The organism is Amycolatopsis sp. NPDC051758 (assembly GCF_044453095.1).
Lineage (GTDB): Bacteria > Actinomycetota > Actinomycetes > Mycobacteriales > Pseudonocardiaceae > Amycolatopsis.
The window spans coordinates 561,195-587,155 of sequence record NZ_JBITCJ010000001.1 but is presented as its reverse complement, the minus strand read 5'-3'; the positions used below and the strand labels follow the sequence as shown (position 1 = coordinate 587,155).

At 70.6% G+C, this 25,961-nt stretch carries 22 protein-coding genes; 2 read left to right on the top strand and 20 right to left on the bottom strand.

Features of this window, described 5'->3' with window-relative positions; translation table 11 throughout:
* Positions 1-4: 4 nt before the first annotated feature.
* The 19 genes from ACIA5G_RS03090 to ddaH all read right to left on the bottom strand — a co-directional run bounded on the left by ACIA5G_RS03090 (position 5) and on the right by ddaH (position 23,881).
* Positions 5-664, bottom strand: coding sequence for a phosphatase PAP2 family protein (locus tag ACIA5G_RS03090; RefSeq protein WP_395921862.1), 660 nt, complete (start codon positions 662-664; stop codon positions 5-7).
* A gap of 143 nt (positions 665-807) precedes the next feature.
* A complete protein-coding gene (locus tag ACIA5G_RS03085) occupies positions 808-1,797 on the bottom strand; it encodes a GHMP kinase (protein ID WP_395920559.1) in 990 nt (329 codons plus the stop codon).
* Positions 1,794-2,492 carry an NDP-sugar synthase gene (locus ACIA5G_RS03080; RefSeq protein ID WP_395920558.1) on the bottom strand — a complete coding sequence of 233 codons (699 nt, stop codon included), beginning with the start codon at positions 2,490-2,492 and terminating at the stop codon, positions 1,794-1,796. The genes ACIA5G_RS03085 and ACIA5G_RS03080 overlap by 4 nt, the downstream gene beginning before the upstream one ends.
* Positions 2,489-3,601 carry an NAD-dependent epimerase/dehydratase family protein gene (locus ACIA5G_RS03075; protein ID WP_395920557.1) on the bottom strand — a complete coding sequence of 371 codons (1,113 nt, stop codon included), beginning with the start codon at positions 3,599-3,601 and terminating at the stop codon, positions 2,489-2,491. The genes ACIA5G_RS03080 and ACIA5G_RS03075 overlap by 4 nt, the downstream gene beginning before the upstream one ends.
* Complete coding sequence (locus ACIA5G_RS03070) at positions 3,598-4,743, bottom strand: glycosyltransferase family 4 protein (protein ID WP_395920556.1); 1,146 nt, start codon at positions 4,741-4,743, stop codon at positions 3,598-3,600. Before ACIA5G_RS03070 ends, ACIA5G_RS03075 begins: the two co-directional genes overlap by 4 nt.
* 4 nt (positions 4,744-4,747) lie before the next feature.
* Positions 4,748-5,947 carry an HAD-IIIA family hydrolase gene (locus tag ACIA5G_RS03065; protein WP_395920555.1) on the bottom strand — a complete coding sequence of 400 codons (1,200 nt, stop codon included), beginning with the start codon at positions 5,945-5,947 and terminating at the stop codon, positions 4,748-4,750.
* A 97-nt stretch (positions 5,948-6,044) separates the two neighbouring features.
* Entirely contained in the window at positions 6,045-7,283 is a 1,239-nt protein-coding gene (locus tag ACIA5G_RS03060; protein WP_395920554.1) for an O-antigen ligase domain-containing protein, read from the bottom strand.
* Complete coding sequence (locus ACIA5G_RS03055; protein ID WP_395920553.1) at positions 7,283-8,791, bottom strand: right-handed parallel beta-helix repeat-containing protein; 1,509 nt, start codon at positions 8,789-8,791, stop codon at positions 7,283-7,285. Before ACIA5G_RS03055 ends, ACIA5G_RS03060 begins: the two co-directional genes overlap by 1 nt.
* The gene (locus tag ACIA5G_RS03050) at positions 8,788-10,734 is read right to left on the bottom strand and encodes an alginate lyase family protein (protein ID WP_395920552.1); all 1,947 of its coding nucleotides are present in this window, start codon (positions 10,732-10,734) and stop codon (positions 8,788-8,790) included. Before ACIA5G_RS03050 ends, ACIA5G_RS03055 begins: the two co-directional genes overlap by 4 nt.
* Positions 10,731-12,914 carry a bi-domain-containing oxidoreductase gene (locus ACIA5G_RS03045; RefSeq protein ID WP_395920551.1) on the bottom strand — a complete coding sequence of 728 codons (2,184 nt, stop codon included), beginning with the start codon at positions 12,912-12,914 and terminating at the stop codon, positions 10,731-10,733. The genes ACIA5G_RS03050 and ACIA5G_RS03045 overlap by 4 nt, the downstream gene beginning before the upstream one ends.
* Complete coding sequence (gene asnB, locus ACIA5G_RS03040) at positions 12,911-14,815, bottom strand: asparagine synthase (glutamine-hydrolyzing) (RefSeq protein ID WP_395920550.1); 1,905 nt, start codon at positions 14,813-14,815, stop codon at positions 12,911-12,913. Before asnB ends, ACIA5G_RS03045 begins: the two co-directional genes overlap by 4 nt.
* 37 nt (positions 14,816-14,852) lie before the next feature.
* Positions 14,853-16,619: a Wzz/FepE/Etk N-terminal domain-containing protein gene (locus tag ACIA5G_RS03035; RefSeq protein ID WP_395920549.1), complete on the bottom strand. Its 1,767-nt coding sequence runs from the start codon at positions 16,617-16,619 to the stop codon at positions 14,853-14,855.
* Entirely contained in the window at positions 16,616-17,950 is a 1,335-nt protein-coding gene (locus ACIA5G_RS03030) for an exopolysaccharide biosynthesis protein (protein WP_395920548.1), read from the bottom strand. The genes ACIA5G_RS03035 and ACIA5G_RS03030 overlap by 4 nt, the downstream gene beginning before the upstream one ends.
* A gap of 124 nt (positions 17,951-18,074) precedes the next feature.
* Entirely contained in the window at positions 18,075-19,256 is a 1,182-nt protein-coding gene (locus ACIA5G_RS03025) for a glycosyltransferase family 4 protein (protein ID WP_395920547.1), read from the bottom strand.
* Positions 19,246-20,562: a nucleotide sugar dehydrogenase gene (locus tag ACIA5G_RS03020; protein WP_395920546.1), complete on the bottom strand. Its 1,317-nt coding sequence runs from the start codon at positions 20,560-20,562 to the stop codon at positions 19,246-19,248. The genes ACIA5G_RS03025 and ACIA5G_RS03020 overlap by 11 nt, the downstream gene beginning before the upstream one ends.
* Before the next feature lie 185 nt (positions 20,563-20,747).
* On the bottom strand, positions 20,748-21,011 hold the full coding sequence (locus ACIA5G_RS03015; RefSeq protein WP_395920545.1) for a helix-hairpin-helix domain-containing protein: 264 nt from the start codon (positions 21,009-21,011) through the stop codon (positions 20,748-20,750).
* 64 nt (positions 21,012-21,075) lie between these two features.
* Positions 21,076-21,777, bottom strand: a complete 702-nt coding sequence (locus ACIA5G_RS03010) for a glycoside hydrolase family 75 protein (protein WP_395920544.1) — start codon at positions 21,775-21,777, stop codon at positions 21,076-21,078.
* 518 nt (positions 21,778-22,295) lie between these two features.
* Entirely contained in the window at positions 22,296-22,949 is a 654-nt protein-coding gene (locus ACIA5G_RS03005) for a polysaccharide deacetylase family protein (protein WP_395920543.1), read from the bottom strand.
* A gap of 80 nt (positions 22,950-23,029) precedes the next feature.
* Positions 23,030-23,881: a dimethylargininase gene (gene ddaH, locus ACIA5G_RS03000; RefSeq protein ID WP_395920542.1), complete on the bottom strand. Its 852-nt coding sequence runs from the start codon at positions 23,879-23,881 to the stop codon at positions 23,030-23,032.
* Between the two features lie 73 nt (positions 23,882-23,954).
* Between ddaH and ACIA5G_RS02995 the strand changes: the two genes are divergently transcribed.
* Positions 23,955-24,401: an Lrp/AsnC family transcriptional regulator gene (locus ACIA5G_RS02995; protein ID WP_395921861.1), complete on the top strand. Its 447-nt coding sequence runs from the start codon at positions 23,955-23,957 to the stop codon at positions 24,399-24,401.
* A gap of 184 nt (positions 24,402-24,585) precedes the next feature.
* On the opposite strand, the gene ACIA5G_RS02990 is transcribed toward ACIA5G_RS02995, so the two are convergent.
* The gene (locus ACIA5G_RS02990) at positions 24,586-24,975 is read right to left on the bottom strand and encodes a hypothetical protein (RefSeq protein WP_395920541.1); all 390 of its coding nucleotides are present in this window, start codon (positions 24,973-24,975) and stop codon (positions 24,586-24,588) included.
* A gap of 23 nt (positions 24,976-24,998) precedes the next feature.
* Between ACIA5G_RS02990 and ACIA5G_RS02985 the strand changes: the two genes are divergently transcribed.
* A complete protein-coding gene (locus ACIA5G_RS02985) occupies positions 24,999-25,754 on the top strand; it encodes an enoyl-CoA hydratase (RefSeq protein WP_395920540.1) in 756 nt (251 codons plus the stop codon).
* Positions 25,755-25,961: the final 207 nt, after the last annotated feature.

Genomic DNA, 25,961 nt, shown 5'->3' with positions numbered 1-25,961 from the left:
GGCGTCAGCGGCGGGCGTTCACCCTATCGATGACGGCGTCCACAATGGTCGCGGTCGCCGTCACCAACGCAATGGCGACGCAGAAACCGCCGAAGGTGTCGGAGAGGTAGTGCACCCGGTCCGAGACCTGCGACCACGACATCGCCGCCGCGCACAGCAGCGCGAGCCCCAGCACCACGGCGGTCCCGCCAATCCGGCCGAGGCCGTACCGGGTTGTCAGGAACAGCCCGATGATCAGGCCTACGGCGGTCACGAAGGCGGTGTGCCCGCTGGGGTAGGACAGGTTGTCCCCGTTGATGTACCGGCCGGCCACCGGCTTCGCCAGCGTCGTGACGACGCCGGTGACCACCGGGCCGGCGACGACCAGGACCGCCAGCCGGGTCTGGCCCGCCCGGTGCACCAGGAAGGCCAGGAGCACAACGATCAGAGCGGCGCCGAGGGGATCCCCGGCGGAGCCGATGACCCAGGCCACGCCGTAGGCGAACGACGGTTCGATGCTCCCGTGCAGCGTCCGGTAGACCGACTCGTCCAGCTCGGTGCCGAGGGTGTGGCCGTGGAACAGGAACCCCATGACGACGGCTACCACCGCGGCGACCACGGCGACGACGAACAGCGGCACCCGCACCGGCCGGGCCAACGCGGGTGCCGCGGCCCGGAAGTCCATGCGCGTCACAGTCCGATCATACTGTGCCGTTCGTTGCCAATCCGGCCACAGTCACGGCCGAATGGCCCTCGTAGCACCGGGCACCTGTCGCTCGACGGTCGGCCTGCTTTCGGCCGGATTGACAACGGGCGCACGGCGGCCGGTCAGCTCCAAATGTCCTGGTGCACGTTGAAGATCACGCGCGAGCCCTGCCGCTCGAGCTGGATCGGCAGCTCCTTCATCCCGGGCAGCCCGGTGCGCACCGCCTGCTGGTGCTCGAGCGGGCAGGTGACGAGCAGGAAGCCGCCCCCGCCGGCGCCGGTCACCTTGGCCCCGGACGCGCCGGCCGCGAGCGCCGCTTCCACGGCCTCGTCGATCTGCGGGTTCGACACCCCCGACGCCAGCGCGCGCTTGGCGTCCCAGCTCTTGCGCAGCGCGATGCCCAGCGCGCTCACGTCCAGCGCGCGCAGCCCGTCGGCCGCTTCACCGGCGAGGTCGCGCAGCTGCTTGAGCTGGGGCAAGCGGTCACCGACGTTGGCGGTCTGCTCCCCCAGGATGTTGTTCGCGCTGCGCGTGACGCCGGTGTAGAAGAGCATCAGCTCGTCCTGCAGCGCACGCCACTGCGGGCGCGGCAGCTCGATCCGCTCGACGTGGGTGTCGTCGCCGGGGCCGAAGTGCAGGTCGCACAGGCCGCCGTAGGCCGCCGCGTACTGGTCCTGCTTGCCGATGGGCTTGCCGCAGCGGTCGATCTCGATGGCGCACGCCCGGTCCGCCAGCTCCTTCGCCGTCACCTGACGGCCCTGGTAGGCGAACAGCGCGTGCAGCAGCCCGACCGTGACCGACGACGACGAGCCCAGGCCGGACCCGGACGACGGGATGTCCGCGAGGGTGGTGATCTCGACCCCACCGCGCACTCCGGTCATGTGCATGGCTTCGCGAACGAGCTCGTGCTCGAGGTCTTCGACCCGCGAGACGATCTCCTTCTTCGAGTAGTTCACGTAGATGTCGTCGTCGAACCGCTGCTTCACGACGACGTAGATGTACTTGTCGATCGCGGCGTTCAGCACACGGCCGCCGTGTTCCCGGTAGTACACCGGCAGGTCCGTGCCGCCTCCGACGAGGCCGATGCGCAGCGGGGTGCGGGTGATGATCATCCTGCTCGCCTCTCCCAGTGTTCTCGTGCGCTCGCGAGCGCGGCGGGCGTCCCGATGTCGAGGAAGTACGAGTCGCCGATCGAGACCGTCCGCGCCCGGCCGACCAGCTGCGGCAGCAGGTGGAAGCCGATGTCGCGCGGCGCCGGCCCGATGAGGTCGAGCACTTCCGGGGTGAACGCGTACATCCCGGCGTTCGCCAGGTCGCCCGGCGGGTTCTCCGGCTTCTCGTGGAACGCGGTGACCACACCGCCGTCGTCCACGGTCACGATGCCGCAGCGCGACGGCTCGGCCGCGTGGAACAGCGACAACGTCGCGGGGGCGCCGCCGGCGGTGTGCGCGTCGATCAGCACGCGGAGGTCGAAGTCGGTCAGGTTGTCGGCGTTGAGGGCGAGGAAGCTCTCCTCGTGCTCGACGAACTTCCGGTTGGCGGCGAGCGTTCCGGCGCTGCCGAGCAGCTCCGGCTCCTCCACCAGGTGCACCACCGGCCCGCCGCGCCGGCCGGCCAGGTGCGACCGGACGAGCGGGGCCAGGTGGTGCAGGTTGACCAGCACCTCGCCGACCCCGGCGGCCTCGAGCGCGTCCAGCCAGAGGTCGAGCATCGGCCTGCCGCCCACGGTCACCAGGCACTTCGGCACGCGGTCGGTCAGCGGCCGCAGCCGGGTGCCGAGGCCGGCGGCGAGCAGGAACGCCTTCACGCCCCGGCCTTCCGGACGACACCGAGGGAGCGCATCTTCGCGTTCGCCTGGGTGAGGATCTCGTCGAGGCCGGGCATGTCCCGCAGCCAGCCGGCGTACTCGGCGACGGACTCCGCGGGCGAGCGCTGCGGCTTCCAGCCGAGCTCCTTGAGCGCGTCGATGTCGGAGAGGATGTGCCGGGTGTCGCCGAAGCGGTACTCGCCGCTGACCACGCCGGGCTCCGAAGAGCCGTAGTGCCGCTGCACGACGTCGGAGAACTGCTGCGTGGTGTACGCCTCGCCGCCGCCGACGTTGAACACCCGGCCCGCGGCCCGCGGGTCGGTCAGCACCAGGACGTTCGCGTCGACGACGTCGTGGATGTTGACGTAGTCGCGGATCGCCTGGCCGTCTTCGTACAGCGTGGGCGCGCCGCCGAGGAGGTAGTGCAGGTTGAAGATGCGGCAGGCGCCGGAGTACGCGTTGTACACCGACTGCCGCGGGCCCTGGACGATGCTGTAGCGCAGGGCGACGGTCGGGATCCCGTACCGCCGGCCGAGGTTCACCGCGACGACTTCTTCGCCGTGCTTGGACATGCCGTAGGCGTTCTGCGGGTTCGACACCCGTTCCGGCGTGGGCAGCATCGTGAGCGGGCCGTCGCACTCGCGGCACCGGACGTCCCACTCCGCGGCCTTCAGCCGGCTCTCCGGGCGCATGTCGGGGGTCTGCTCACCGTGCTCGGCGCACCGGTAGAGGCCCTCGCCCATGGCCGCCTGCGACGACGCCACGACCACGCGGGAGATGTCGAGCCGCTCGGCGACGATGATCTCGTAGATCATCGCCGTCGACGTCACGTTGACGTCGGTGAACTTCGCGAAGTCCGGCAGGTAGTCCTGGTACGCGGCGAAGTGGTAGACGGCGTCGGTGCGGCGCAGCAGGTTGCGCACGAGGTCGCGGTCGCGGACGTCACCTTCGTAGAAGTCGACGCCCGGGGTCAGGTGGTTCGGCTTCCCGTCGCGGTGCACGGGCGAGACGAGCGCGTCCAGCACGGTGACCTCGTGCCCGAGCTCGACGAGCCGGTCGCAGGTGTGCGACCCGATGAACCCGGCGCCGCCGGTGACCAGGATTCTCAACGTCCACTCCGGATCGCGTGCACTTCGCGGTAGACGGCCAGGGTTTTCTCCGCGGTGGCCGCCCAGGTGAACTCGCCGGCCCGCTCGGGACCGCTCTTGCGCAGGCGCTCGTTCTCCGGCCCGCAGGCCTTGACGATGGCGTCGGCGATCGAGTCCGGGTCCTTCGGGTCGGCCAGCAGCGCGGCGCCGCCGGCGGTCTCCGGCATCGCGGTCACGTTGGACGTCACCACCGGGCAGGCCGCGGCCATCGCCTCGAGGATCGGCAGGCCGAACGTCTCGTTGTGCGACGGGTAGACGAACACGTCGGCGGCCCGGTAGAAGTGCACCGTTTCGGTCAGCGGCACCCCGCCGACCCACAGCACGTCGCCGCCGATGCCGAGGCTGTCCGCGAGCGCCTTGAGCTCACCGACGTACTCCGTGTCGCGCCCCGGGCCGACCACGACCAGCTGCCGGTCACCCAGCTCGTTCTTCGCCGCGGCGAACGCGCGGATGAGGCCTTCGCAGTTCTTGTACGGCCACAGCGAGGACACGAACAGCACGAACGGCTTGCTGACGCCGTACCGCTGCGACACGTGCTGGAACGCTTCTTCCCGGTCGCCCGGGTTGAACAGGTCGTGGTCCACCGCTTCCGGGATCAGCCGGATCTTCGCCGGGTCGATGTCCAGGTACTCCTGGGCCTCGGCGACGAGGCTGTTCGAGTTCAGGATGACCGCGTCCGCCTTCGCCACGGTGCGCGGGTAGCTGAACTGCCGGTACAGCCGCGCGCCGCGCGAGATGGCGTCGGGGGTGGTGTAGGCGTGCAACGTCTTGATGTGCGCGACCAGCCCGGGCGCCGACCGCACGATCGGCGCCATCAGCGTGTTGAGCACGTCGATGCGCCCGAGCGGCAGCCGGGCCGGCGAAAGCAGGTGCTCCGAAAGCGTGCGGAGGTTCCGCTTTTCGTTGGACCACGGGAAAGTGATGTACTTGACGTTGGGGCCGTAACCCTGGTGCGTCGGCTTCGACTTCGGGCTCACCAGCAGGTGGAACGACTCGTGCTCGTCGAGGCGCTTGGCCATCTCCGGGATGACCCGGGTCCAGAACCAGTGCGCGCCCGACGGGTTGCCGGGGTCGTCCGTGAGCAGGTTGATGGCGACGCGCATGCGCTCAGAACGTCTGGGAGACAACGGCATCGGGGGTCATCCTCGCTTGTCGGACGTACTGGGCCAGCAGGTGCATGCAGCCTTGGTGGACGTCTTCGATCACCCCGTAGTTGACGGAGTCGACGTGCACCGAAACCGTCGCCTTGGTCCGGGCCGGGCCGCCCTCGAAGCCGGTGAGCGAGATCGTCGCCACGTCGTGGGCGGCGGCCCAGTCGAGGGCGCGCAGGATGTTCGGCGACCGGCCGGAGGACGAGATGGCGATGAGGACGTCTCCGGGGCGGGCCTGGGACTGGAGCTGGTACTCGAAGACCTGCTCGTACCCGAGGTCGTTGGCGATCGCGCTGAACAGCTCGACGTTGGTGGACAGGCTGTGCACCCGCGTGGTGAGCCCGGTCCCGTTGCGGACACCCTTCAGGTGGTCGCACTGCAGGTGGTTGGCGATCGACGCCGACCCGCCGTTGCCGCAGGCGAAGATCGTCGCGTCCCGGTCGTGGGCCGAGGTGAGGATCTTGGCCGCGCGGCTGATCTGCTCGAGGTCGACCGTGCCGAACGCGCGGGTGATCTCGTTGACGTACGCGCCGCCGTAGGAGTCCGCCCGGTGGAAGCGCGCGGCCGGGAACTTCGGCACACCGTCGACGCCGGTGTGCCCGGCCGGCGCGGCGAGGTCTTCGTCGCCGAGGATGACCCGGACGGCGGCGGCGAGGTCCGGGTAGGTGTCGACCCCGTGCACGGCCGAGCTGGGCGGGCCCACGTGCAGGGCGCGCGCGCCCACGGCTTCCGCGAGCCCGACGTCCGACGGGCTGTCGCCGACCACCCACGAGGCGGTCAGGTCGAGGTCGAGGGCCTGCGCGGCGGCGAGCGCCATGCCGGGGCCCGGTTTGCGGTCGGCGCTGGGACGCGCGAAGGCGGGCACGACACCGTCGGTGTGGTATGGGCAGAACAGCCACAGGTCGACGTGCGCGCCGTGCCGGGCGAGCTCCGCGATCATGTACTTGTGGACCTGCTCCACGTCTTCGATGCCGTAGTACCCGCGGGCGACGCCGGCCTGGTTGGTGACCACGGCCACCGGCAGGCCCGCGCGGTTGAGGGCCGCGATGGCTTCGGCCGCGCCGTCGATGAACTCGACCCGGTCGACCGAACCGACGTAGCCGGTGTCCACGATGATCGTGCCGTCTCGGTCGAGCAGCACCCCTGGTCGGCTCACGGTTCGCCCGCCTTTTCTGTGGGGAATGGGCCCGGGGCGGCCCCGCACCGGAGAAATTCGTGTTGCGACAATGAGGTCGTCCTGGCCCGGGGCATCGTTACGCCGCGCTGCTCAGGTGATCGGACCGGGGTGAGAGCGCCGCTTCACTGTCCGGCGAAGGGGTCGCGAGCAGCCAGGACGCGAGCGCCAGGTGCAGCAGATACGGCGACGCGTCACCGAGTCCGGCTTCCGTGTAGGACGCGAGCAGGCAGTAACTGATGAGGAACAATGCGCACGCGCGAGCCGGCGAAGGGGCCCGGGAAATGGCGGCGACGACGAGCGTCAGCAGGAACAGCACCACAACAACCACGCCCAGGTATCCCTGTTCGTGGTAAACCGCGAGCCAGCTGTTGTCGATCGGCAAGCCGTCGAAGGACTTGTTGGACAATCCCGTGCCGAACACCTGCTCGAACCACGTGCGCGGCATGTCCAGCAACCGGCCCCACACCTTCGCGCGGCCGGTGAGGTTGGCGAAGTTCTCCTGGTCCTGCCCGCGCAGCAGCCAGGCCTGGATGAACGCGCCGAGCAGCACGATCCCGGCCACCGCCGCCGCGATGGCCCAGACCAGCACCTTCCGGGCCCGGGCGTTGGTGAGCAGCATCGACAGCCCGGCCACCACCAGGCCGGCCACCAGGCCCGCCGTCGCGGTGCGGGTGTGGGTCAGCACGAGCATCACCGTCGCCGGCACCGACACGAGGGCGACGCTCTTCCCGGTGGTGAGCTTGTTCAGCCAGAGCAGCACGGTCAGCCCGATGGTGATCGCCGCGTACTGCCCGACCTGGGTGGCCGTCAGCGGCCACAGCACCCCGGTGAGCCGGCCCTCGTTGATCTCGTTCAGCGCCAGCCCGGGCGCGACGACCAGGCCGATCCCCACCGTCACCAGCAGCGCGGCGAGCACCCGCACGTGGTGCTTCACGAAGTGCAGCGCGTTGTCCATCCACGGGCTGATCAGCCAGAGGGTCCCGATGAAGAGGGAGAACCGGGCGCAGCGGAACAGCGCCCCCCAGCCGGACGTCAGCTGCGCGCTGCTGGCGAAGCTGCCGACGAGGAGCAGCGTGAGCAGCATCAGGTAGGCGCTCGGCCGGAACTTGAACCGCGGGTTGACCGCCAGCGCGAGCACGAAGGCGAAGCCGACCGACGACATGGTGAGCATCTGCAGCACCGAGCGCGGGATCGGCAGCACGGACGCGCCGAGCGAGCCCAGCGTGTTGAAGACCAGCAGCGCCCAGACGACGCTGATGACCTTGACCGCCTGCGCCGTGCGCGGGACGTCGTGCGGGTGCTCGGCTCGGCTCATCAGTTCCCGCCTCCCGCGTCGAACGTGCTGCCCTGGTCCTGCTGGTAGGGCACCCCCTGCCAGCGTGCCGGATCGGCGAGCCGGCTGGCTTCTTCGGTCACGAACGTCCACGGACCGGAGTAGCGGTTGTTGGACCACCGGTTGTTCTGGTTGTACGTGATCGCCTGTTCGACCGCTTCGGCCTGGTACGGCGACCAGTCCGGCACGGTGCCGAAGTTGGAGAGCAGGCCCATCCGGGCGCACATCTCCCGGCAGTCGATCGCGGCCGGGTCGACGGAGAAGTGGTTGTCGTGGATGTCCACGTTCTGCGTCTTCCACCGGCAGTCACCCCGGAGCGGCTCGGCCGCGATGCCCGGCGGCGCGCACTTCGCCACTTCGGGGACGAGCAGCGTGCAGACGCCGGTGGAGGAGTTGGCCGGGCTGTTGCAGAAGCGGTCCGCGTTCTCCCACAGGGTGATGCCCGACCAGTTGTTCACCAGGGTGTTGCCGGAGATTTCGATCTTCGCGGTGCGCGCCTTCACGCGCGGTTCCCCGCCGGACTCCGAAATGTAGATCGCGGCCACCGGGAAACTGTCGTCCTCCTGGACGTACTTCCGCCCGGCGACGAGGTTGTTCCCCTTGAGCAGGTTGTTCCGGATGGTCGCGTTGTAGCTGGTTTCGTAGAAGATCGCGGTGTCGTCGTTGTTCTCGATGACGTTGTCCTCGATCAGGAAGTCGTTGTTGTTCGTGTCCGCCCAGATCCCCGGGCCGCGGTTGTCGTGGATCCAGTTCCCGCGGATGTCGGCGCCGTTGACCGCCCAGAGCTTCATCGCGCCGCTGCAGCCGCACCCCTCGGGGTACTTCTTCTCGACGTCTTCGGCGTTGTTGCCGACGAACTCGTTGCCCTCGATCACCAGCCCGCTGAGCCCGCCGAGGTCGTCACAGCAGCCGTTGAGGCCGTACTGGCCGTTGTTGCGCAGGCAGTTGCCCTTCAGCACCTCGCGGGTGCCGCCCATGACCGCCGCGCCGGCGTTTTCGACGAGGTCGTTGGCCAGGATCGTCCACTCCGCGCCGGAGTCGTGGTTCACCGCGCCTTCGTTGTCCGGCGGCTTGAACCCGGTGATCGTCAGGTGCTCGATCGTCACCTTGGTCGCCTTGCCGGAGAAGGCGTAGCGGTTGACCTTCTTGCCGTCGACGATCGCACCGGGCGCGCCGATGTAGTGGTCGCCCTCCTTCGGCCCCACCTGGTCGTACTCGCCGTCGCCCAGGGTGTGCGTGCCGGGGGCGAGCCAGAACGTGGTCCCGGGCGGGTTCGCTTCGGTCTTGGTGAGCAGGTCGCCGTGGACCGCGGGGTCGACGGTCACGGCACCGGCCGGCGCGGTGGCGGGCCCGGCCGGCACGTGCCCGCAGACGGCGGCGGCCTTCGGCGTGTTGTCCGGTGGAGGCGGTGTGGAGCAGGCGCCCAGCCCGAGCAGGAGCGTCCCGAAGAGGGCGCCCCACGCCGATCGTGCCCGCCCCGCGCCCCTCATGACTCGAAGCCGAGGAGCGTGGTCAGGGTCTCGTCGGACGCCGCCGTGCCCGCGCCGACGAGGGTGGTGGCCGGCTCTCGCCGGCCGAATCCCGGTGAGTACCAGCCGAGCGGCGGATCCTGCTCGCCGCGGTGCGCGGTCCACGTGACGGATTCCGGCAGCACGAGCGAGGCCGTTCGCCGCTCACCGTCACGCTGCCACGACAGCCGGGCTCGGTGGCCGTCCAGGACGACCCGCACGTCCGGTCCGAAGTGGAACGCGAGGCGGAAGTCCGTGCCGGCGCCGCGCAGGACCTCGTCGACGATCTTCAGTTCGCTGCCGTCGAGCTCCACGGTGCGGCGGTGCGCCGTGGGGGCGTACCCGTCGTGGGCCGCCGACCAGCGGGAAGCACCTTCGTCCGGGGTGTGGACGGTGAGCACCTTCGTGACCGCGTGCCGGGTCCACAGGAACGGCCCGCCGGACACCGACTGGTCACGGCCACCCAGCTCCAGCGTGTTGTGGCCGAGCGTGGACCGGAAGTACGACCGCCACTGCGGCTCGCCGTGGTAGCAGAAGGTGCCCGGGTCGGCGAGGATGTCGACACCGTCGTGCCGGACCTCGACCGAGAGCGCGTCCGCGTGGGCGTGCGCGGCGATCGACAGGAAGCCGTGCGGCCCGCCGTCGCAGCGGGCCCAGACGCGACCGGACCGCAGGATCGTCATGCCCGCGTCCCGCAGCTGCGCGGGACGGCGGTCGGGGCGCACCACGCCGGTGGCACGCGGGGTCCGGAGCACGAGCGCGGCCAGCAGCGGCGTGCGGACGTCGTCCCCCGGGACCGGCGGCCACCAGCCGAGGCGGCCGAAGAGCGCGTCACCGGTCGCCAGCAGCGACGCCCAGCGGTCGGTCTCCTCGCCGTCGACGATCAGGCCGAAACCGTCGTCGGCGTCACCCTGCCGCGGCGGCCGGAGCCGGTTGTCCACAATGGACGCCAGCGCGTCGGTCATCCGGAGCAGGGTGTCCCAGGTGGACTCCGGCACCGGGGTGCCCGCCACGTCGGCCTCCACCGCCGCGGCCAGGCCGAGCTCCAGCACCAGGCCGTGGTACTCGGACGCGAGCTCGGCGTTGAGGCCGGACGCGAAGGTGTTGCGGCCCAGCTGGACGTCGAGCGAGCGCATCGCCTCGGTCCGCCAGCGCGGCGACTCCGGGAACCAGCCGAAGGCGCACGCCGAAGCCAGCAGCCCGGCGTCCTCGGCGATCACGTGGTTGTTCGCCGACGAGCCGTGGCTGCGCAGGGTCGCGAGCCAGTTCTGGTGGTGCCACAGCTGGAGCTGGAAGTCCGGGTTCTCGTCGAACAGCTCGACGACCCCCGCCCAGCCGTCGAGCAGCCGCCGGGTCCAGACCCACGACAGCAGCCGGATCCCCAGCTCGATGCCGCTGACCCAGTGCGGCCCCTGCAACGGCGGGTTCGCCGCCCACCACGACCGCAGGTGCTCGGCCGCGCGCTCGGCGTAGGCGTCGGCCCCGGTCAGGGCGTACGCCGCGGCCAGCACGGTCAGGTGCTGGTGGCGTGACGGCTCCCAGATCTGCTTGATGTCCCCGACCGCGTCTTCGGAGCGGTACGGGACGTCGAACGCGTAGTCGTCGTCAGGGGCGCGACGGCCGGTCTTCGGGTCGAGGAACCAATCCGGCGCGACCATGTCGTCCCGGACCACGCCGAAGTACTCGGCGCGGCCGGCCATCAGCTCATCGGCCGTGACCAGCAGCTGTTCGACCGCTTCACCGGACACCTTGCCGAGCACGCCGTCCGGCAGTGCGGCCGTGAAGCGCGGATGCGACGGCCAGTCGGGCGGCTCCGGCAGCGTGGACCGCCACTGCCGCTGGACGACGGCGTGGCGCGCGCGGCCGAGGACCTCCGCCGGCCCCATCCGGGACAGCCGGCGCAGGTACCAGCCGGGACCCATCATGCCGGGGCACCGGCCTTCCGCGGCAGTTCGAGCCGGACCGGCGCCGCGTTCGCGACGCTCGTCTGCGCGGCGAGCGTGGCAAGCGTCGTCGCGGCCAGCGAAGCGACCGAGATCGGCATCGGGCCCCCGGTGCGGACGGCCTCGAGGAAGGCGTCGACCTCGGCGGCCTGGCCCTTGTCGCGGCCCTTCGGGATCCGCGAGCTGGCCCACTTCTTGCGCGAGTACACCGAAGCGCGGACGAAGTCGTCGAACTTCAGGACCTTGCCGTCGGCGGTGACGTCGAGCGTCTCCTTCGGGAAGCCCGACGAGCCGCTCTCGGCGTAGGTGATGACCGCCGTGGAGCCGTCCGCGTAGCCGAGGGTGACCTGCAGGTCCGTGCCGCCGGTCGCGTACACCGAGACCGGGTCGGCGTCGAGCAGCCAGCTGACGGTGTCGATGAAGTGCCCGCCCTCACCGGCGAAGCGCGAGCCTTCGGTGCTGGTCTGGTTGTACCAGCTGCCGTGGTCGAGCCGGCCGGCGTTGACCAGGTACCGGACCGTCGCCGGGCCGACCCGCGGGCCGAACTGGCCGCGGGCCTCGTGCAGCAGCGGCGCGAACCGGCGGTTGAAGCCGACCTGCAGCCGGTTGTTGCCGGACTCCTCGATCGCGTCGAGCACCTTCTGGAGTTCTTCGGGGGACAGCGCGAGCGGCTTCTCGACGAACACCGTCTTGCCCGCGAGCAGCGCCTGGCGGGTCAGCTCGGCGTGCGAGCTGTGCCGCGTCACGACAAAAACGGCGTCGATCGAGTCGTCACCGAGCACGTTGTCGATGTCGGTGGACGCCTCGGCGAAGCCGAACTTGCGCCGCGCGTTGGCGCCGGACAGCGCCGACGTCGTCGCGACGTGCATGAGCTGGGCGTCGGCCCGCTCGGCGAGGTGCGGCAGCAGCATCGACGACGCGTAGTTGCCGGCCCCGATGAAACCGAGGCGCACCGGCTGCCCGGCCGGCAGCGGCGCGGCCTTGTGCTCGACCAGCCCGACCCGCGCGGACGTCACGACCGGCTCGGTCTTCGCGACCGCGTCCGGGTAGCGGAAGAGCACCGCGACGGCCTTCAGCTCACCTTCGTTGAGCGCCTTGTACGTTTCGACGGCTTCGGAGAAGTCCGAGACGTGCGTGATCAGCGGCTCGACGTCGAGGCGGTCGCGCGAGATCAAGTCGAGGACACACTCGAGGTTGCGGCGCTCGGTCCAGCGGACCTGGCCGATCGGGTAGTCGCGGCCTTCGAGCTCGTACGACGGGTCGTAGCGGCCCGGCCCGTACGAGCGGGAGAACCGGACGTCCAGTTCCTTTTCGTAGTAGGCGTTCCACGGTAGGTCGAGCTTGCACTTGCCGATGTCGATGACCCGGCCGCGGTCGCGCGACAGCTTCGCGGCCAGCTCGACCGGGTCGTTCGTGTTGCCGCCGGCGGCGAGGTAGGTCTGGTCGACACCCGCGCCGTGCGTCGCCTCTTCGACCGCGGTGTCGACCACACCGGAGGCCGGGTGGCTGCACACCAGCGCGCCGAGGCTCTCGGCGAGCTTGCAGCGCTCGGGGTCGGGGTCGACGCCGAAGACGCGCACGCCGGACGACGCGAGCAGCTGCACCACGAGCTGGCCGATCAGGCCGAGCCCGATGACCAGGGCGACGTCGCCGATCTGCGGCTCGCCGCGGCGGACACCCTGCATGGCGATCGAGCCGACGGTGCCGAACGCCGCGTGCCGCGGGTCGACGCCGGCGGGGACGCGGGAGTAGAGGTTCTTGGGCACCCAGTTCAGCTCGGCGTGCAGCGCGTGCTCGTTGCCCGCGCAGGCCACGAGGTCGCCGACCGCGACGTCGGTGATGCCGTCGCCGACCTGCTCGACGATGCCGCACAGCGAGTAGCCGAGCGGGGTGTAGGAGTCCAGTTTGGACGTCACCTTGCGGTAGGTCGCCGACAGGCCGTTGGTCGCCACGCTCTGGACGACCTTCGCCACCTGGTCGGGCCGGGCTCTCGCCTTGCCCACCAGGGACAGGCTCGCCTCGGACACCTTCATCATCTCGGTGCCGGTGGAGATCAGCGAGTACACCGTCCGGACGAGCACCCCGCCGGCCTTGCAGGCCGGTTCCGGCACCTCGAGCAGTGCCAGCTCACCACTCTTGTAGTTCTGAACGACCTGCTTCACTTCGCTCCCGCCATCGCGTTCCGGTACCAGTACTCAAGGGTCAAGATGTGCCAGAGGTGCTTGCCGCGGTCCTCCTGGCCGGCGGCGTCCTCGGCGACCATGCGCTGCAGCGCCTCCCGCTGCAGGAAGCCGGACTCCACGAGCACGCCTTCGTTGACGACTTCGCGCACGAGCGGCGCCAGATCGCGGCTCATCCAGGCCCGCAGCGGCGCGCTGAACAGGCCCTTCGGCCGGTGCACGATCTCGCTGGGCAGGATGTTGAGCGCCGCGTTCTTGAGCGCCATCTTCCCGCCGCGGCCGACGATCTTCTTGTGCCCGGGGATCCGGAACGCCGCCCGCACCACCTCGACGTCGACGAACGGCGTCCGGACTTCGGTGGACGCGGCCATCGTCGAGCGGTCGGTGTAGGTCAGGTTCAGGCCGGGCAGGAACATCCGCGAGTCGGCCAGGCACATCCGGTTGACGAAGTCGTCGAGCGCCTGGTCGTGGTAGGTGTCCGCGTGCTCGGTCAGGACTTCGTCGACCTGGGGCGCGAAGTCCGGGTTGAGCAGGTCGAGCAGCTCCGTCCGGTCGTACATCGTGTAGCTGCGCCGGAACGCCGTCTCCTCGGGCAGGCCCGCGAAGGACAGGAACCGCTTGGCGAACCGCACCGAGCGGTACCCGCGCTTGGCCGACGCCACCGGCAGCCGGTCCACAAGGGACTCGACCGGACGGCGGACCGCGCCCGGCACCTTGTGGTAGCGCAGCGCGATGAGGTTCGCAAGGTGCTTGCGGTAGCCGGCGAACAGCTCGTCGGCGCCCATCCCGGACAGCATCACCTTGACGCCGGCTTCGCGCGCGGCCGAGCAGATGAGGAACGAGTTGATCGCCGCCGGGTCGCCGATCGGCTCGTCGAGGTGGTGGATCATCTTCGGCAGCAGGTCGAGCACCTGCGGCGCGATCTCGATCTCGTGCAGGTCGACGCCGAACTTCTCGGCGACGATCCGGGCGTACTTCAGGTCGTCCGGCATCGCCTCGAACTTGGCGTCCTCGGCGCGGAACCCGATGGTGTAGGCCGAGATCCCGGGCTGCGACCGCGCGGCCAGCGCCGTCAGGTAGCTGGAGTCGAGACCACCCGAGAGGAACGTCGCGACCGGGACGTCGGAGAGCAGGTGCTTGGCGGTCGACTCGGAAATCACCTCGTGCAGGTCGACGTCACCCTCGTAGGCCGCGCCCTCCTCGGCGACCTCCCGCAGCGACCAGAACCGGCCGCGGTCGACCCGGCCGTCCGGGCGGCAGCGCAGCCAGGTGCCCGGCTGCAGCTTCTCCGCGCCCTGGTAGGCGCACCGGCTGTCCGGCACCCAGTAGTAGAGCAGCGACGCGATCAGCGCGGCGTTGTCGACCTGCAGCGACCCGCCGAGCTCACCCGCGAGGGCCTTGAGCTCCGACGCGAACACCACCCCGCCGGCACGCTGCACGAAGAACAGCGGCTTGATGCCCAGCTGGTCGCGGACCAGGAACAGCTCGCCGGTGCCCTCCTCGAACATCGCGAAGGCGAACATCCCGCGCAGCTTCGGCAGGCAGTCGGTGCCCCAGCGCCGCCACGCCTGCAGCAGCACCTCGGTGTCGGACGTGCCGCGGAAGCGCACCCCCGCCGCCTGCAGCTCGGCCCGCAGTTCCGGCGCGTTGTACAGCTCGCCGTTGTAGCTCAGCGCAAGCCCGTCCAGCACCATCGGCTGGGCGCCGGTCTCGGTCAGGTCGAGGATCGAGAGCCGCCGGTGTCCCAGGTGGACGTCGCCGGCGCCGACGCGGTGGTCGTAGCGGCCGGAGCCGTCCGGCCCGCGGTGGGCCAGCGTCTTGGTCAGCCGGTCGGTGAGCGGCCCGCCGTCCGGCCAGAGGTAGGTGCCTGCGATGCCGCACATCTCGAGTGGGTTCCCCTTCGGTCACTGCGCCCGGAAGTCAGGAGACCTCCGCGCTCTTTTCGGGCTCGAGCTCGGCCTTCAGTTCGCCTTGGTGCGTGGGCTCGCCGTGGTCACGCTTGAACGGCGTCGGCCGCTTCGGCTTGACCGGGGCGAACTTCTTCGTCGGGGCGTCCAGGTGGTCCGGGACGCTCACGGCGCCGGGTGCCGGCAGCGGCGCCGCCGGCGGCTTGGGCTTGGCGAGCGGCGGCGGGGCCACCGGCCGGACCGGGACGATCCGGCGTGTCGGCGGCTCCACGACCGCGACACGCTCGGCGATCCGGGCGGCCAGCTCGTTGATGCGGTCCTCGTGCTCGACCGGGAGGAGCTGCACCGCCGGGGCCACCTTGCCGCGGGCGCGCAACGCCGTGTGCAGGCCGTCCCAGAGGGTGCCGTCGGACTGGTCGCGCGGGTCCGGGTCGACCAGCACCACCCCGACGATCGGGATCTGCTGGTCGGCGAGCTGCCGTGCGACGGTGTGCAGCCACAGCGTGTTCGCGTGCCCGGCCTTGACGATCAGCACGGTTTCCGCGCCGAGGTGCTCCAGGTCGGTCCACGCGGTGCCCGGGGCCACCGAGCCGACCCCGACGCGGCGCTCCCCCGGTTCGGCGGCGGGGTCGCCCACGCCGAGCACGGTGACCTCGCTGCCGGTTTCCTTCGCCAGCTTGCGGACGTCTTCGCCCGCCAGGTCGTCGACGACGCTCACCTTGCCGTCGGCGCCGAGCTCCCCGGCGATGTCGAGGGCGAGCGCGGCGGCGATCTTGGGTGCGCCGAGCTCCAGCAGTGAGACCTCACGGGCTTCGGCCTTGATCGCGCGGACCAGTGTGGTGGCGACACGCTGGCGTTCACCAACGGCGCGGGAGCGCCGCCAGAACCGGGCGGGCCCCGGCAACCGGCTCCGCAGCTGGGCGATGACGGAGGCGCCGAGCTCGGCGGAAATCTCGCCGCGCAGCACGGGCTTGTCCCGCGAGATCGCGGCGACCGCGGCGAACGCGAGCCCGAGCGCCAGGCCGAGCCCGAGCCCGATGCCGCCGTTCAGGGCGCCGGCCTTCAGCATGCCGCGGGGAAGCTCCCGGGCGGCGTCGACGATCTGCGTGCCCGAGGTCACCTTCGGGTTGCCGAGACCGGCCTGCTGGGCCCGGGACGAGAAGTCCGAGATCTGCGACGTCAACGCGGCACGGCGGCTGTAGAGCCCCTCGAGGGTGCTCGGGTTCGCGTTGCGCCCCTTGTCCGTCTCCTCGGTGACCTGCTGGTCGACCGTGGCCAGCTCGTCCTGCGCGGTCTTGCGCTGGTCGAGCAGGGCCTTGGCCTCCGCGTCGGCCACGGCCTTGTCCCGCTTCACGTAGTCGGCGATGAAGATGTCCGCCAGCGCCTTCGCCTTCGCGACGGCGTCGGGACCGGTCTTCGCCTTGACCGTGATCTGCATGATGTTGTTGCTCAGGCCGAGTCCCGCGTAGTCCTTGGTGAACGCTTCGGGCTTGTCGGCGCTCCCGATCGCCTTCAGCGCTTCGCCGGCGATCTGGGTCGTCTGGAGCACCGTGACGTCGGTGCGGATCAGGGAGCCGCTGTCGGTCGGCGAGTCCTGCGCGTGCGTGACCATCACCGTCACCACCGCGCTGGGCGGCGGGGGCAGCAGCAGCGTGACCAGCACGCCGCCGATCAGGCCGAGCAGCGCGGTGGCCAGCCAGAACCGCTTCCGGCGGCGGATCGCGACGGTCAGCCGCGAGAGGTCGATCAGGGGTGCTGCCTGCGAGCTGGGGTTCGTCACGGTCGACCTGCCATGGCTTCGCCGGGAACCCCGGCCTCCGGTGCCGGCGCCCGGCCGGACGGCCGCACGGGATGGGTGACGACAACACCGGCGATTTCGCGACCGGCCTCGGCGCACGCGGCGGCCAGGTCGACGAGCTCCCAGTCGATCCGGGTGCCGGGGCTGGTCACCACGACGGTGACGTCGTCGCCGTCCGGGACCAGCGGCCGCTCGGGCGACACCCGGCACACCCGGGCCGGGACGCTCATCCGGTCCGCGGTTTCGGTGAGCCGCTCGGCCGCCGTCCCCGCGCTGGTGTCGTCCTCCGGCACCAGCAGGAGGACCCCGCGAGCACCGGCGTCGAGCTGTTCGAGCACCCGGCGGTTCCGGATGTCGCGCTGGGCGGCGCCCGCCGGGACCGCGACCGGGGGCAGCAGCCACGGCCGGTCGATCCCGAGCAGCCACCGGACCCGGCCGAGCAGGCCCTTGTCCTTCGCCCGGTCCGCCGGCGGCAGCTCGACGTCGACGAGGGCGAGCACGCCGGTGCCGAGCGCCGAAGCGATCTGTTCCTGGTGCCGCAGCCGGCGGTCCCGCCGGAACGCCACGAGGTGGCCGAAGACCCCGGCGATCAGGAACAGCAGCGCGCCGCCGATCGTGAAGTGCACCGGGGTCGGCGCGGCCTGGCCGGTCGGGGCGGGCGCGTTGCCCATCGCCACGGCGTTGTTGCTGCCGGCGGTGGCGTCGGCCTCGCCGAGCACCTTGATCGCCTGGTCCAGCGAAGACCGGAGGCCTTCGAGCTGGGTGCGGGCCTGGACGCTCTCCACGGTGAGGTCACTGCCGGTGGTCTTGGCCAGTTCGTCGATCTTCTGCGTGGCCTGCCGCACCTGCTGGCGCAGGGCCTCACGCTGTTCGCCGGCGAGCTGCACCGAGGCGTCACCCGAGTTGGTCGCCAGCTGCCCGGCGTACTTCACGTACTGCGCCGCGACCTGGTCGGCGAGCAGCTGGGCGTGCTCGGCGGTGTCCGCGGACGCGGTGATCGTCACGACGTTGCCGTTCGCCGTCGACGCGGTGACCTGCTTCTTCAGGTCCGCGCCGCTCGGGTGCCACGGCAGGGTCACCGACGCGCGGTCGAGGACGACCGAGCTGGTCGCGACCTCGGCCTGGGTGAGCAGCTCGTCCGCCTGGCGCGGTCCTTGGAGGAGCACGCTGGACGTGGTCTGGTAGCCCGGCGAGAGCAGCACCGACGCGCCGGCGCCGACCACCCCGCCGAGGACGGCGAGGGCGGCCAAGAGCCGCCAGCGTCGTCGGAGGACCTGCCCGATCAGGGCCAGGCGCACCGTGTCTTCGGTCAACGGCGGGCTCTCCATTCCTGAGACGGGTACGCCGAACGGATTCAGTGGATCGGCCGGTTACCCGAACCGTCGTCGGACCGGGAGCATTGGTTACACGTCCGGTGGCTTCTTGACCGAACGGCGATCAGGAACCGAGTGCGTGCTCGTAAGCGGCGACGAGGGCCTTCGCCGAGTTCTCCCAGGACAACGGGCCCGCCACCCTGGCCTGGCCGAGCTTGCCCATCCGGACCCGCTCTTCGGGGTCGTCGAGCAGCCGGGACACCAGCGCCGCGAACTCCGCCTCGTCGTTCGCCGGGGCGTAGACCGCGGCGTCCCCGGCGGAGACCCGCGCCTCGCGCAGCTCGAACGAGACGATCGGCTTGCTCATCGCCATGTACTCCATGACCTTGTTCATCGTGGAGACGTCGTTGAGCGGGTTGAGCGGGTCCGGCGACAGGCAGACGTCGGCGGTGGAGAGGTAGCGGACCAGGTCCTCGTCGGAGATCCGGCCGGTGAACTCGACCTGGTTGGCCAGCCCGAGCTTCGCCGACAGCGCGACCATGTCCTCGAAGGCGTCACCGGAGCCGACGAACACCGCGTGCCAGTCGGTGCGCCCGACCTCGTCACGCAGCTTCGCCAGCGCACGCAGGGCGTAGTCGACGCCGTCCTGCGGGCCCATCACGCCGAGGTAGGCGAGCAGGTACGGCTTGCCCTGCTTCAGCTCCGGCTCGACGGGCACCTCGTGGAAGCGCTCGACGACCGGGGCGCTGCGCACGACGAAGACGTCCTCGGGCCGCTTGCCGCCGCGGATCCGGGCGACCTGCTTGTAACTCTCGTTCGTCGAGATGACAACGTCGGCGGCGCGGTAGGTGGCGCGTTCCAGCGCGCAGACCCCGCGGTACAGGAGGTCCTGCCCGCGGTCGAAGCGCGACAGGTACAGCTCCGGGCACAGGTCGTGCTGGTCGAAGATGAACTTCGCGCCCTGCCGCTTGAGCAGCTTCGCGACCAGGTAGAGCAGGTCGGGCGGGTTGCAGGCGTGCACGACGTCGACCGGGCCGACCTTGCGCGCCAGCCGCAGCGTGTGCCACAGCGCGCTGCCGTACTCCTGCAGGTAGCCGGCCGGGCCGCCGGTCGCCGCCTTCAGGGGGTAGCGGTAGATGTGGACGCCGTCGATGACGGCTTCGGCCTCGGTGTCGCGCTTCGTGCCCTGGGGGCAGATCACGTGGACTTCCCACCCGGCGTCGCGCAGGGTCGTGGACTCCTGCCAGACCCGCCGGTCGAAGGGAACGGAGAGGTTTTCGACGAGGATGAGCGCTTTACCAGGCAAGGCCGGCGTATCCCTCTTCAAGGCGACGCGTCTCGGCGTCGGGCAGGCGGACGAGGTCGATCAGCACCCGGTCGCCACCGTGCGGCAGGGCCGCCAGCACGTCCGGGTCCTTGCAGCCGACGATGACGACGTCGGCGTGGGCCATGACTTCTTCGACGGACCCGGCGAGCAGCTGCCCGAGGTGCGGCAGCCGGCCTTCGATGTACTCGCGGTTGGCGCCCATCAGCCGCGAGAGGCTGACGTTCGCGTCGTAGATCTTGAGGTCGTACCCCTTGCCGAGCAGCTTCTCGGCCAGCTCGACCAGCGGCGACTCGCGCAGGTCGTCGGTGCCCGGCTTGAACGACAGCCCGTACAGCCCGACCTTGCGCTTGCCGGTGCGCGCGACCAGGTCGAACGCCCGCTGCAGGTGCTCTTCGTTGGAGCTGAGCACGTGCGACAGGATCGGCACCTTCACGTCGGCGCGGTGCGCGGCGTAGACCAGCCCGCGCAGGTCCTTCGGCAGGCACGAGCCGCCGAACGCGAAGCCGGGCTTCAGGTAGGCCGGGCTGATGTTGAGCTTGGTGTCGGCGAGGAAGACGTCGATCACCTGGTGCGAGTCGAGGCCGAGCGCCCGGCAGATCGACCCGAGCTCGTTCGCGAACCCGATCTTCAGGCCGTGGAAGGAGTTGTCGGCGTACTTCGTCATCTCCGCGACCGGGATCGCGACCCGGAAGACCGGCCCGGGCAGGCCCTCGTAGAGCGCCGCGACGGCGTCCCCGCTGGCCGTGTCGATCTCGCCGATCACGGTCTTGGGCGGGTCGAAGAAGTCGCGGACGCTGGTGCCCTCGCGCAGGAACTCGGGGTTCACCGCGACCCCGAAGTCGACGCCGGCCGTGCGGCCGGACGCCTTCTCCAGGATCGGGACCAGCAGGTCCAGGCAGGTGCCGGGCAGCATCGTGCTGCGGAAGACGACGGTGTGCCGCTCGCTCTTGTTCGCGATCGCCTCGCCGATCTCCTCGGCGACCCGCTCGAGGTAGACGGTGGAGAGGCTGCCGTTCGGCGCCGAGGGTGTACCCACGCAGACCAGCGAAATCTCGCTGTCGGCGACGGCTTCCGCGACGTCGGTCGTGGCTCTCAGCCCGCCGCTCGCGACGACTTCGGCGGTCAGCTCGCCGATCCGCTCCTCGACCACCGGGGCCTTGCCCTGGGTGATGAGGTCGATCTTGACCGGGTTGACGTCCACGCCGACCACCCGGTGCCCCTGCCCCGCCAAGCACGCAGCGGAGACACACCCGACATACCCGAGCCCGAAGACACTGATCTTCACGCCAAAACCTCCGCTATTCCGCGCGACCCTCAAGTTGGTCGCCGCGCTCCCCTGGATCGTTACCGCGGGGGCGGCGAACGGGGTAAAGCGTGAGGCTGCCGTTAGGCGTAACGGTTTTCGCGTAAAAATCGGATCTCGAATTGCAAGGTGCACGTGGGTGATCAACCCGGTGGACGCGCTTTCGGTCAGCGGGTCCCGAGAAGGCGTTTCCGTTCCGGGGTGTAGGTCCACCACGGCCGCGGCGGCGCGCCGTCGGCTTGGTCGACCGCGGACATGAACGTGTCGAGCACGCAGGGGTCGTGCCGGACGCCGTCGACCGCGCAGAGGCGTTCGTACAGCTCGACGGCGTCGAGCCCGGCCAGCTGCGCGGGTTCGGTGATGCCGAGCCGGCCGAGGTCCCGGACCATCGCCGGGCCGATGTTCGCCAGCTTCAGCAGTTCCTTGCTCATGGGTCCAGCACACCAGCCGGGGCCGATCCCGGTCTTGAACGGATCGGCCCCGGCCGCGTCGGCGTCAGTTGTTGTTCACGAAAGTGGTGGCGAGGCTTTCCCCCTTGCTCACCGCATTGGCGTGGTTCTCGATCGGCGAGACGGTCGAGTTCTTGAAGCAGATGTACGTCACACCGGAGTCGGTGCCCCCGTTGGAGGGGTCGGGGTTGATGCCGAGGTCCTTCGCCGTCGCGTAGGAGGCTTCACCGATGATCTGGGTCGGCCCGGTGTCCCCGATGACGGCGTACTCGATCTTGCCGTTGTAGATCACCGCGCACGAGCCGCCGCCCTTCAGCTGCGACGAGGAGTACTTCCAGATGCTGCTCGAGCTCGGCACGACGATGTAGGGCAGCTTCGCGGCGTTGAGCGGCTTGCCGTCGGACTGGTGGAAGGCCGTGTCGTCCTGGTAGCAGCAGTCGGTGTCTTCGTTGCACTGCGTCGAGCGCTGCCCGTCGCAGTCGATGTCCATGTCGGCTTTCCAGAACACGGCGCCATTGGCATCGCAGACGGCGACGGTCTTGGCGGAGACGTCTTCGTCGGTCTTGTACTTGCCGTTGGAGATCTGCTTGCAGCTGTTCGTCTTGGCGAGCAGCTGGGCCGCCGTGGGGCCGGCCGCCGGCGCGGCTGCGGGCGTTTGTGCCGCCGGGGCTTGAGCCGCGGAAGCAAGGGCCGAGGGCATCACGGCCGCGGCCAGCGCCATGGTCGCGAGCAGGATCAGTTTCCGCATTCCTGGTGCTCCCTTTAGTTAGGAAACTTTCCTTACGGCGGCGAGGCACCCAGGATGCACCCGTGGTCGCGGCCGGTTCAAGACCTTGCGGTACGGGAATTTCCCATCACCCGGGCAGCCTTGACGAAAAGGCTGCTCACCGGACGAGAGTGCGGAGAATTGGTCTGGACGATGTTCCGGCCACCGGGAAAGCATCTGACGGCGAGCGGATCCGGCAAACCCGACTTAGCGGCAGGCTTCGCACATCCCCTGCGGCCGCCGACTCCGCGAGCCGCCGCAGCTGGCCCGGTCCGGCCAGCGGCGCCCCGCCACGCTTCACCGATTCTCACGGCTGCCCACCCCGAGTCGCCGCGGCCGGCCCGGCCAGCGGTCCGCCCGGCACGCCTCGCCGCCCCGCGGCCGCCGACCCCTCGAGCCACCGCAGCCCGCCCGCCAAGCGGCACCCGGCAACCCGCCCGGCACGCTTCGCGCATCCCCCAGCAACCGCCCACCCCGCGAGCCCCCGCAGCCCACCCCGCCTAGCGCTCACCCCGGCGGAACAACCGGCCCACCCAGTTCCCGCGCGGCCGCCCGGTCGTCAGCACGCCGTGCAGCCAGTCGTCGTCGAGGTCGTGCCTCAGCTCCGTGCGCGCCTGCAGCCAGCCGTCACGGCGAGCCGCCCCGCCGTCGCTCGTGTAGACCCGCGTCGCGCCGGCCTGCTTCAGCCGCGCCAGCACGCGCCGGTCGTAGGCGCCGAACGGCAGCGAGTACCGCTCCACCGGCCGGCCGCACAGGTCGCCGAGCAGCTTCGGGGCGTCGGAAAGCTCGCGGCGGGCGTGGCGGTCGTCGAGGCGGCGCCAGTCGCGGGGCTCCCAGCCGTGCGAGCCGATCTCCATGCCCGCGCGCACCAGCTCGCACAGCCCGGCGCGGTCGAGGTACCCGCGCTGGCCGAGGCGGCCCGCGAGGGGGAAGAACTCCGCCGTCAAGCCGCGGTCGACGAGCCGCGGCAGCACGATCTCGACGTCCGACTCGTTGCCGTCGTCGAACGTGAGCTGGACGTCCTCCCCTTCGACCGCGTCCAGCACGCGCTCGAACTGCTCGACCGTCACCCAGCGCTCGTCCTCGCCGGGGTCGAGCTGGCGAGCCGGCCGGCCGATCCCGTGCACGGCGAGGTTCACCGTCACTGCTTCCACCGCCTGCCACCGCGAGTAGTCGATTTGTTACCTCGATTAATCGCGATGGCAAACGGGTGAGTTACAGGATTCGGCGAAATTCAGCCCTTCCGGATTTCCAGTGTGCAGCACTTCGGGCCACCGCCGGCTTTCCGCAGCTCGGAGATGTCGACGTAGACCGGCTCGTACCCCCGATCGGTGAGCAGTTCACCCAACCGGGTGGCCTCGACGGGCAGGACGACATTGCGGCCGTCGGAAACGCCGTTCAAGCCGAAACATTCGGCGTCGGCGGCGGTCGCTTGCACGGCGTCCGGGAAGAGCCGCTCGAGCACGCGGCGCGAGCCGGCCGAGAACGCGTCCGGGTAGTAGACGATCTGCGCGCGCGTCGTGTCGGTCGCTTCGGCGAGCACGAACAGCGCCGTGTCGAGGTGGTAGTAGCGCGGGTCGATCAGGTTCAGCGAGACGACCGGGACCCCGAGGACCTCCTGCGCCTCGGCGTGCGCGGCCGGGTCGGTGCGGAAGCCGGTACCGGCCAGCAGCACGCTGCCAGTCCAAGCGAAGTCGCCTTCGGCCTCGTTGATCTTCTCCGGCATGGTGATGTCGCGGTAGCCGTGCTCGACGAACCAGCGGCGGAAGTGCTCGGCCTCGGCGGCGCGCTGCGGCGCGCGGAACCGCGAGCCGAGGACGCGGCCGTCGACAACGGTGCCGGAGTTCGCGGCGAAGACCATGTCGGGCAGGCCGGGCTGGGCGTCGATCTCCTCGACGGTGTGGCCGAGGCGGCGGTAGGTGTCACGCAGCTCGGTCCACTGCGCGACGGCGACGTCGGCGCTGACCGGCTGGGTCGGGTCCATCCACGGGTTGATCACGTAGTCCACCGCGAAGAAGCGCGGCGGGCACATCAGGTATCGGCGGGTGGTCGGCACACGAGCGGCCAAGGGCTGTGATCCCTGCATGATTGCAGGGTAAGGTCTGCCTAATTCGCAATCAATCGCTGTTCGCTGCGCGTATCTGTGCTAAATGTTGCGTGTGAACACCATCGACCAGCGAATCGTTTCGTGCCTCCTGGCCAACGCGCGATCAAGCTACGCGGAGATCGGCAAGGTGGTCGGCCTGTCCGCCCCCGCGGTGAAGCGGCGCGTCGACCGGCTCCTCGAAACGGGCATCCTCCGCGGGTTCACGGCGGTGGTCGACCCGGAGGCGCTGGGCTGGGGCACGGAGGCGTTCGTCGAGGTCACGTGCCAGGGCAACATCACGCCGGCCCGGATCCGCGCCCGGCTGGAGCCGCTGGCCGAGGTGGTGGCGGCGTACACGGTGTCGGGCGCGGCGGACGCGATCGTCCACCTGCGCGCGTCGGACATCCACCACCTGGAGACGGCGCTGGAGCGGCTGCGCGGCCTGGAGATCGTGGACCGCACGGTGTCGACGGTGGTGCTCTCCCGGCTGCTCGAGCGCCCGCCGACGCCGGAGGGGTGACGCCTCCGGCCCCCGTCTTCCAGCTTATCGGCGGGCACTGACGGAAACCGACGGTTCCCGCCCGAGCGCGCGGAGCTGTCCACAGGTCCGGCTGCCTGTGGACAGATCCGGAACCTGAGCCGTCGAAACCGCGGAACTGTCCGCCCCCGCCGATACGCTGGAAACCGGGGGCGGAGGCCCGCTCTCACCCAGCCAGCTCCCGCAGCACCAGCGGCGCCTCGTCCGGATGCAGCCGCAGCTCGGTCCGCCCACCCGCGGCGTGGAACGTCACCGCCTGCCGGTCCACCGCCTGCATCGTCAGCTCACCCGGCTCGAACACCACCGGCTCCCCACCGGGCACACGCCACGAAGACGGTCCGGCCCCGACCGCCAGCCACCCGCGCTTCTCGCGGCCGCCAGTCAGCTCCTCGTCCCGCAGCACACAAGGGAACTCGACCCGCTCACCCCGCTCGAAAGCCGCCTGCCGGGACCGGCGCCGGCGACCGCCGAACAGCTCCGAAGTGTCGATCACCGTCAGCGCGTTGCCGACCAGCACGATGATTCCCCTGAGCACGGCTCCCAGCAGCTCCCCCATGCCTCCACCAATACCCTGACCCGATGACCGACAGCATCGTCAGCGAGCACTCCGGCGGCATCGCCCTGCTGACCGTCGACGCGCCCGGCAGCCGCAACGCGCTCACCCTCGACCTCTCCGCTCAGCTCGCGGCCGCCGTCGAAGCCGCGGAACGGGACCAGGACGTGCACGCCGTCGTCGTCACCGGCACACCGCCGGCGTTCTGCGCCGGGGCCGACCTGTCCGCGCTGGGCGAAGCCGACGAACGCGGCCTGCGCGCCATCTACGAAGGCTTCCTCGCCGTCGCGCGCTGCACACTCCCGACGATCGCCGCCGTCGGTGGTGCGGCCGTCGGCGCCGGGCTGAACCTCGCGCTCGCGGCCGACGTGCGGCTGGCCGGGCCGCGGGCGAAGTTCGTCGCCCGGTTCCTCGAGCTCGGCCTGCACCCCGGTGGCGGGATGACCTGGATGACGCAGCGGCTCGCCGGGCCGCAGCAGGCCGCCGCGATGACGTTGTTCGGGCAGTCCCTGGACGCCGAGGCGGCGGTCCGCGCCGGGCTGGCCCTGAAGGTGGTCGACGGCGACCTGGTGGCCGCGGCGCGAGAGCTGGCAGCACCGGCCGTCGCGGCGCCGCGCGAGGCACTGCTGGCCACCAAGCGCAGCCTCCGGACCACCGCCTCGCTGGCCGCGCACGCCGACGCCGTCGACGTCGAAATCGAGCCGCAACTGGCGTCGCTGGCGTCGCCGGAGTTCGCCGAACGGCTCGAAGCGATGCGGGCGCGGATCCGGTCCCGGTCCTGAATCCCACCAGGTGGACACCGTCGCGCGAGATGCGTGTCACAACGAACACGAGTGAATACCCGTTACCATCGGTTACAGGTATTTGTCGGACCAGCACAGAGGAACCGGCAGCGCACACAGGAGGTCGCCCGCCGGACGGGACTCTAGGAACATCGTGGTCATGCGCGAGCTAACCTCGTGGTAGGGCCTGGTGATCGGCCTGTCATG

Bases quoted from the DNA above. Each gene is read 5' to 3' on its own strand.
- ACIA5G_RS03085 (WP_395920559.1), bottom strand. From the start codon at position 1,797: ATGATCATCACCCGCACCCCGCTGCGCATCGGCCTCGTCGGAGGCGGC.
- ACIA5G_RS03055 (WP_395920553.1), bottom strand. From the start codon at position 8,791: ATGAGGGGCGCGGGGCGGGCACGATCGGCGTGGGGCGCCCTCTTCGGG.
- ACIA5G_RS02990 (WP_395920541.1), bottom strand. From the start codon at position 24,975: ATGGGGGAGCTGCTGGGAGCCGTGCTCAGGGGAATCATCGTGCTGGTC.
- ACIA5G_RS03015 (WP_395920545.1), bottom strand. From the start codon at position 21,011: ATGAGCAAGGAACTGCTGAAGCTGGCGAACATCGGCCCGGCGATGGTC.
- ACIA5G_RS03010 (WP_395920544.1), bottom strand. From the start codon at position 21,777: ATGCGGAAACTGATCCTGCTCGCGACCATGGCGCTGGCCGCGGCCGTG.
- ACIA5G_RS03060 (WP_395920554.1), bottom strand. From the start codon at position 7,283: ATGAGCCGAGCCGAGCACCCGCACGACGTCCCGCGCACGGCGCAGGCG.
- ddaH (WP_395920542.1), bottom strand. From the start codon at position 23,881: ATGCAGGGATCACAGCCCTTGGCCGCTCGTGTGCCGACCACCCGCCGA.
- asnB (WP_395920550.1), bottom strand. From the start codon at position 14,815: ATGTGCGGCATCGCAGGCACCTACCTCTGGCCGGACGGCGGGCCGCTC.
- ACIA5G_RS03050 (WP_395920552.1), bottom strand. From the start codon at position 10,734: ATGATGGGTCCCGGCTGGTACCTGCGCCGGCTGTCCCGGATGGGGCCG.
- ACIA5G_RS03070 (WP_395920556.1), bottom strand. From the start codon at position 4,743: ATGCGCGTCGCCATCAACCTGCTCACGGACGACCCCGGCAACCCGTCG.
- ACIA5G_RS02985 (WP_395920540.1), top strand. From the start codon at position 24,999: ATGACCGACAGCATCGTCAGCGAGCACTCCGGCGGCATCGCCCTGCTG.
- ACIA5G_RS03090 (WP_395921862.1), bottom strand. From the start codon at position 664: ATGGACTTCCGGGCCGCGGCACCCGCGTTGGCCCGGCCGGTGCGGGTG.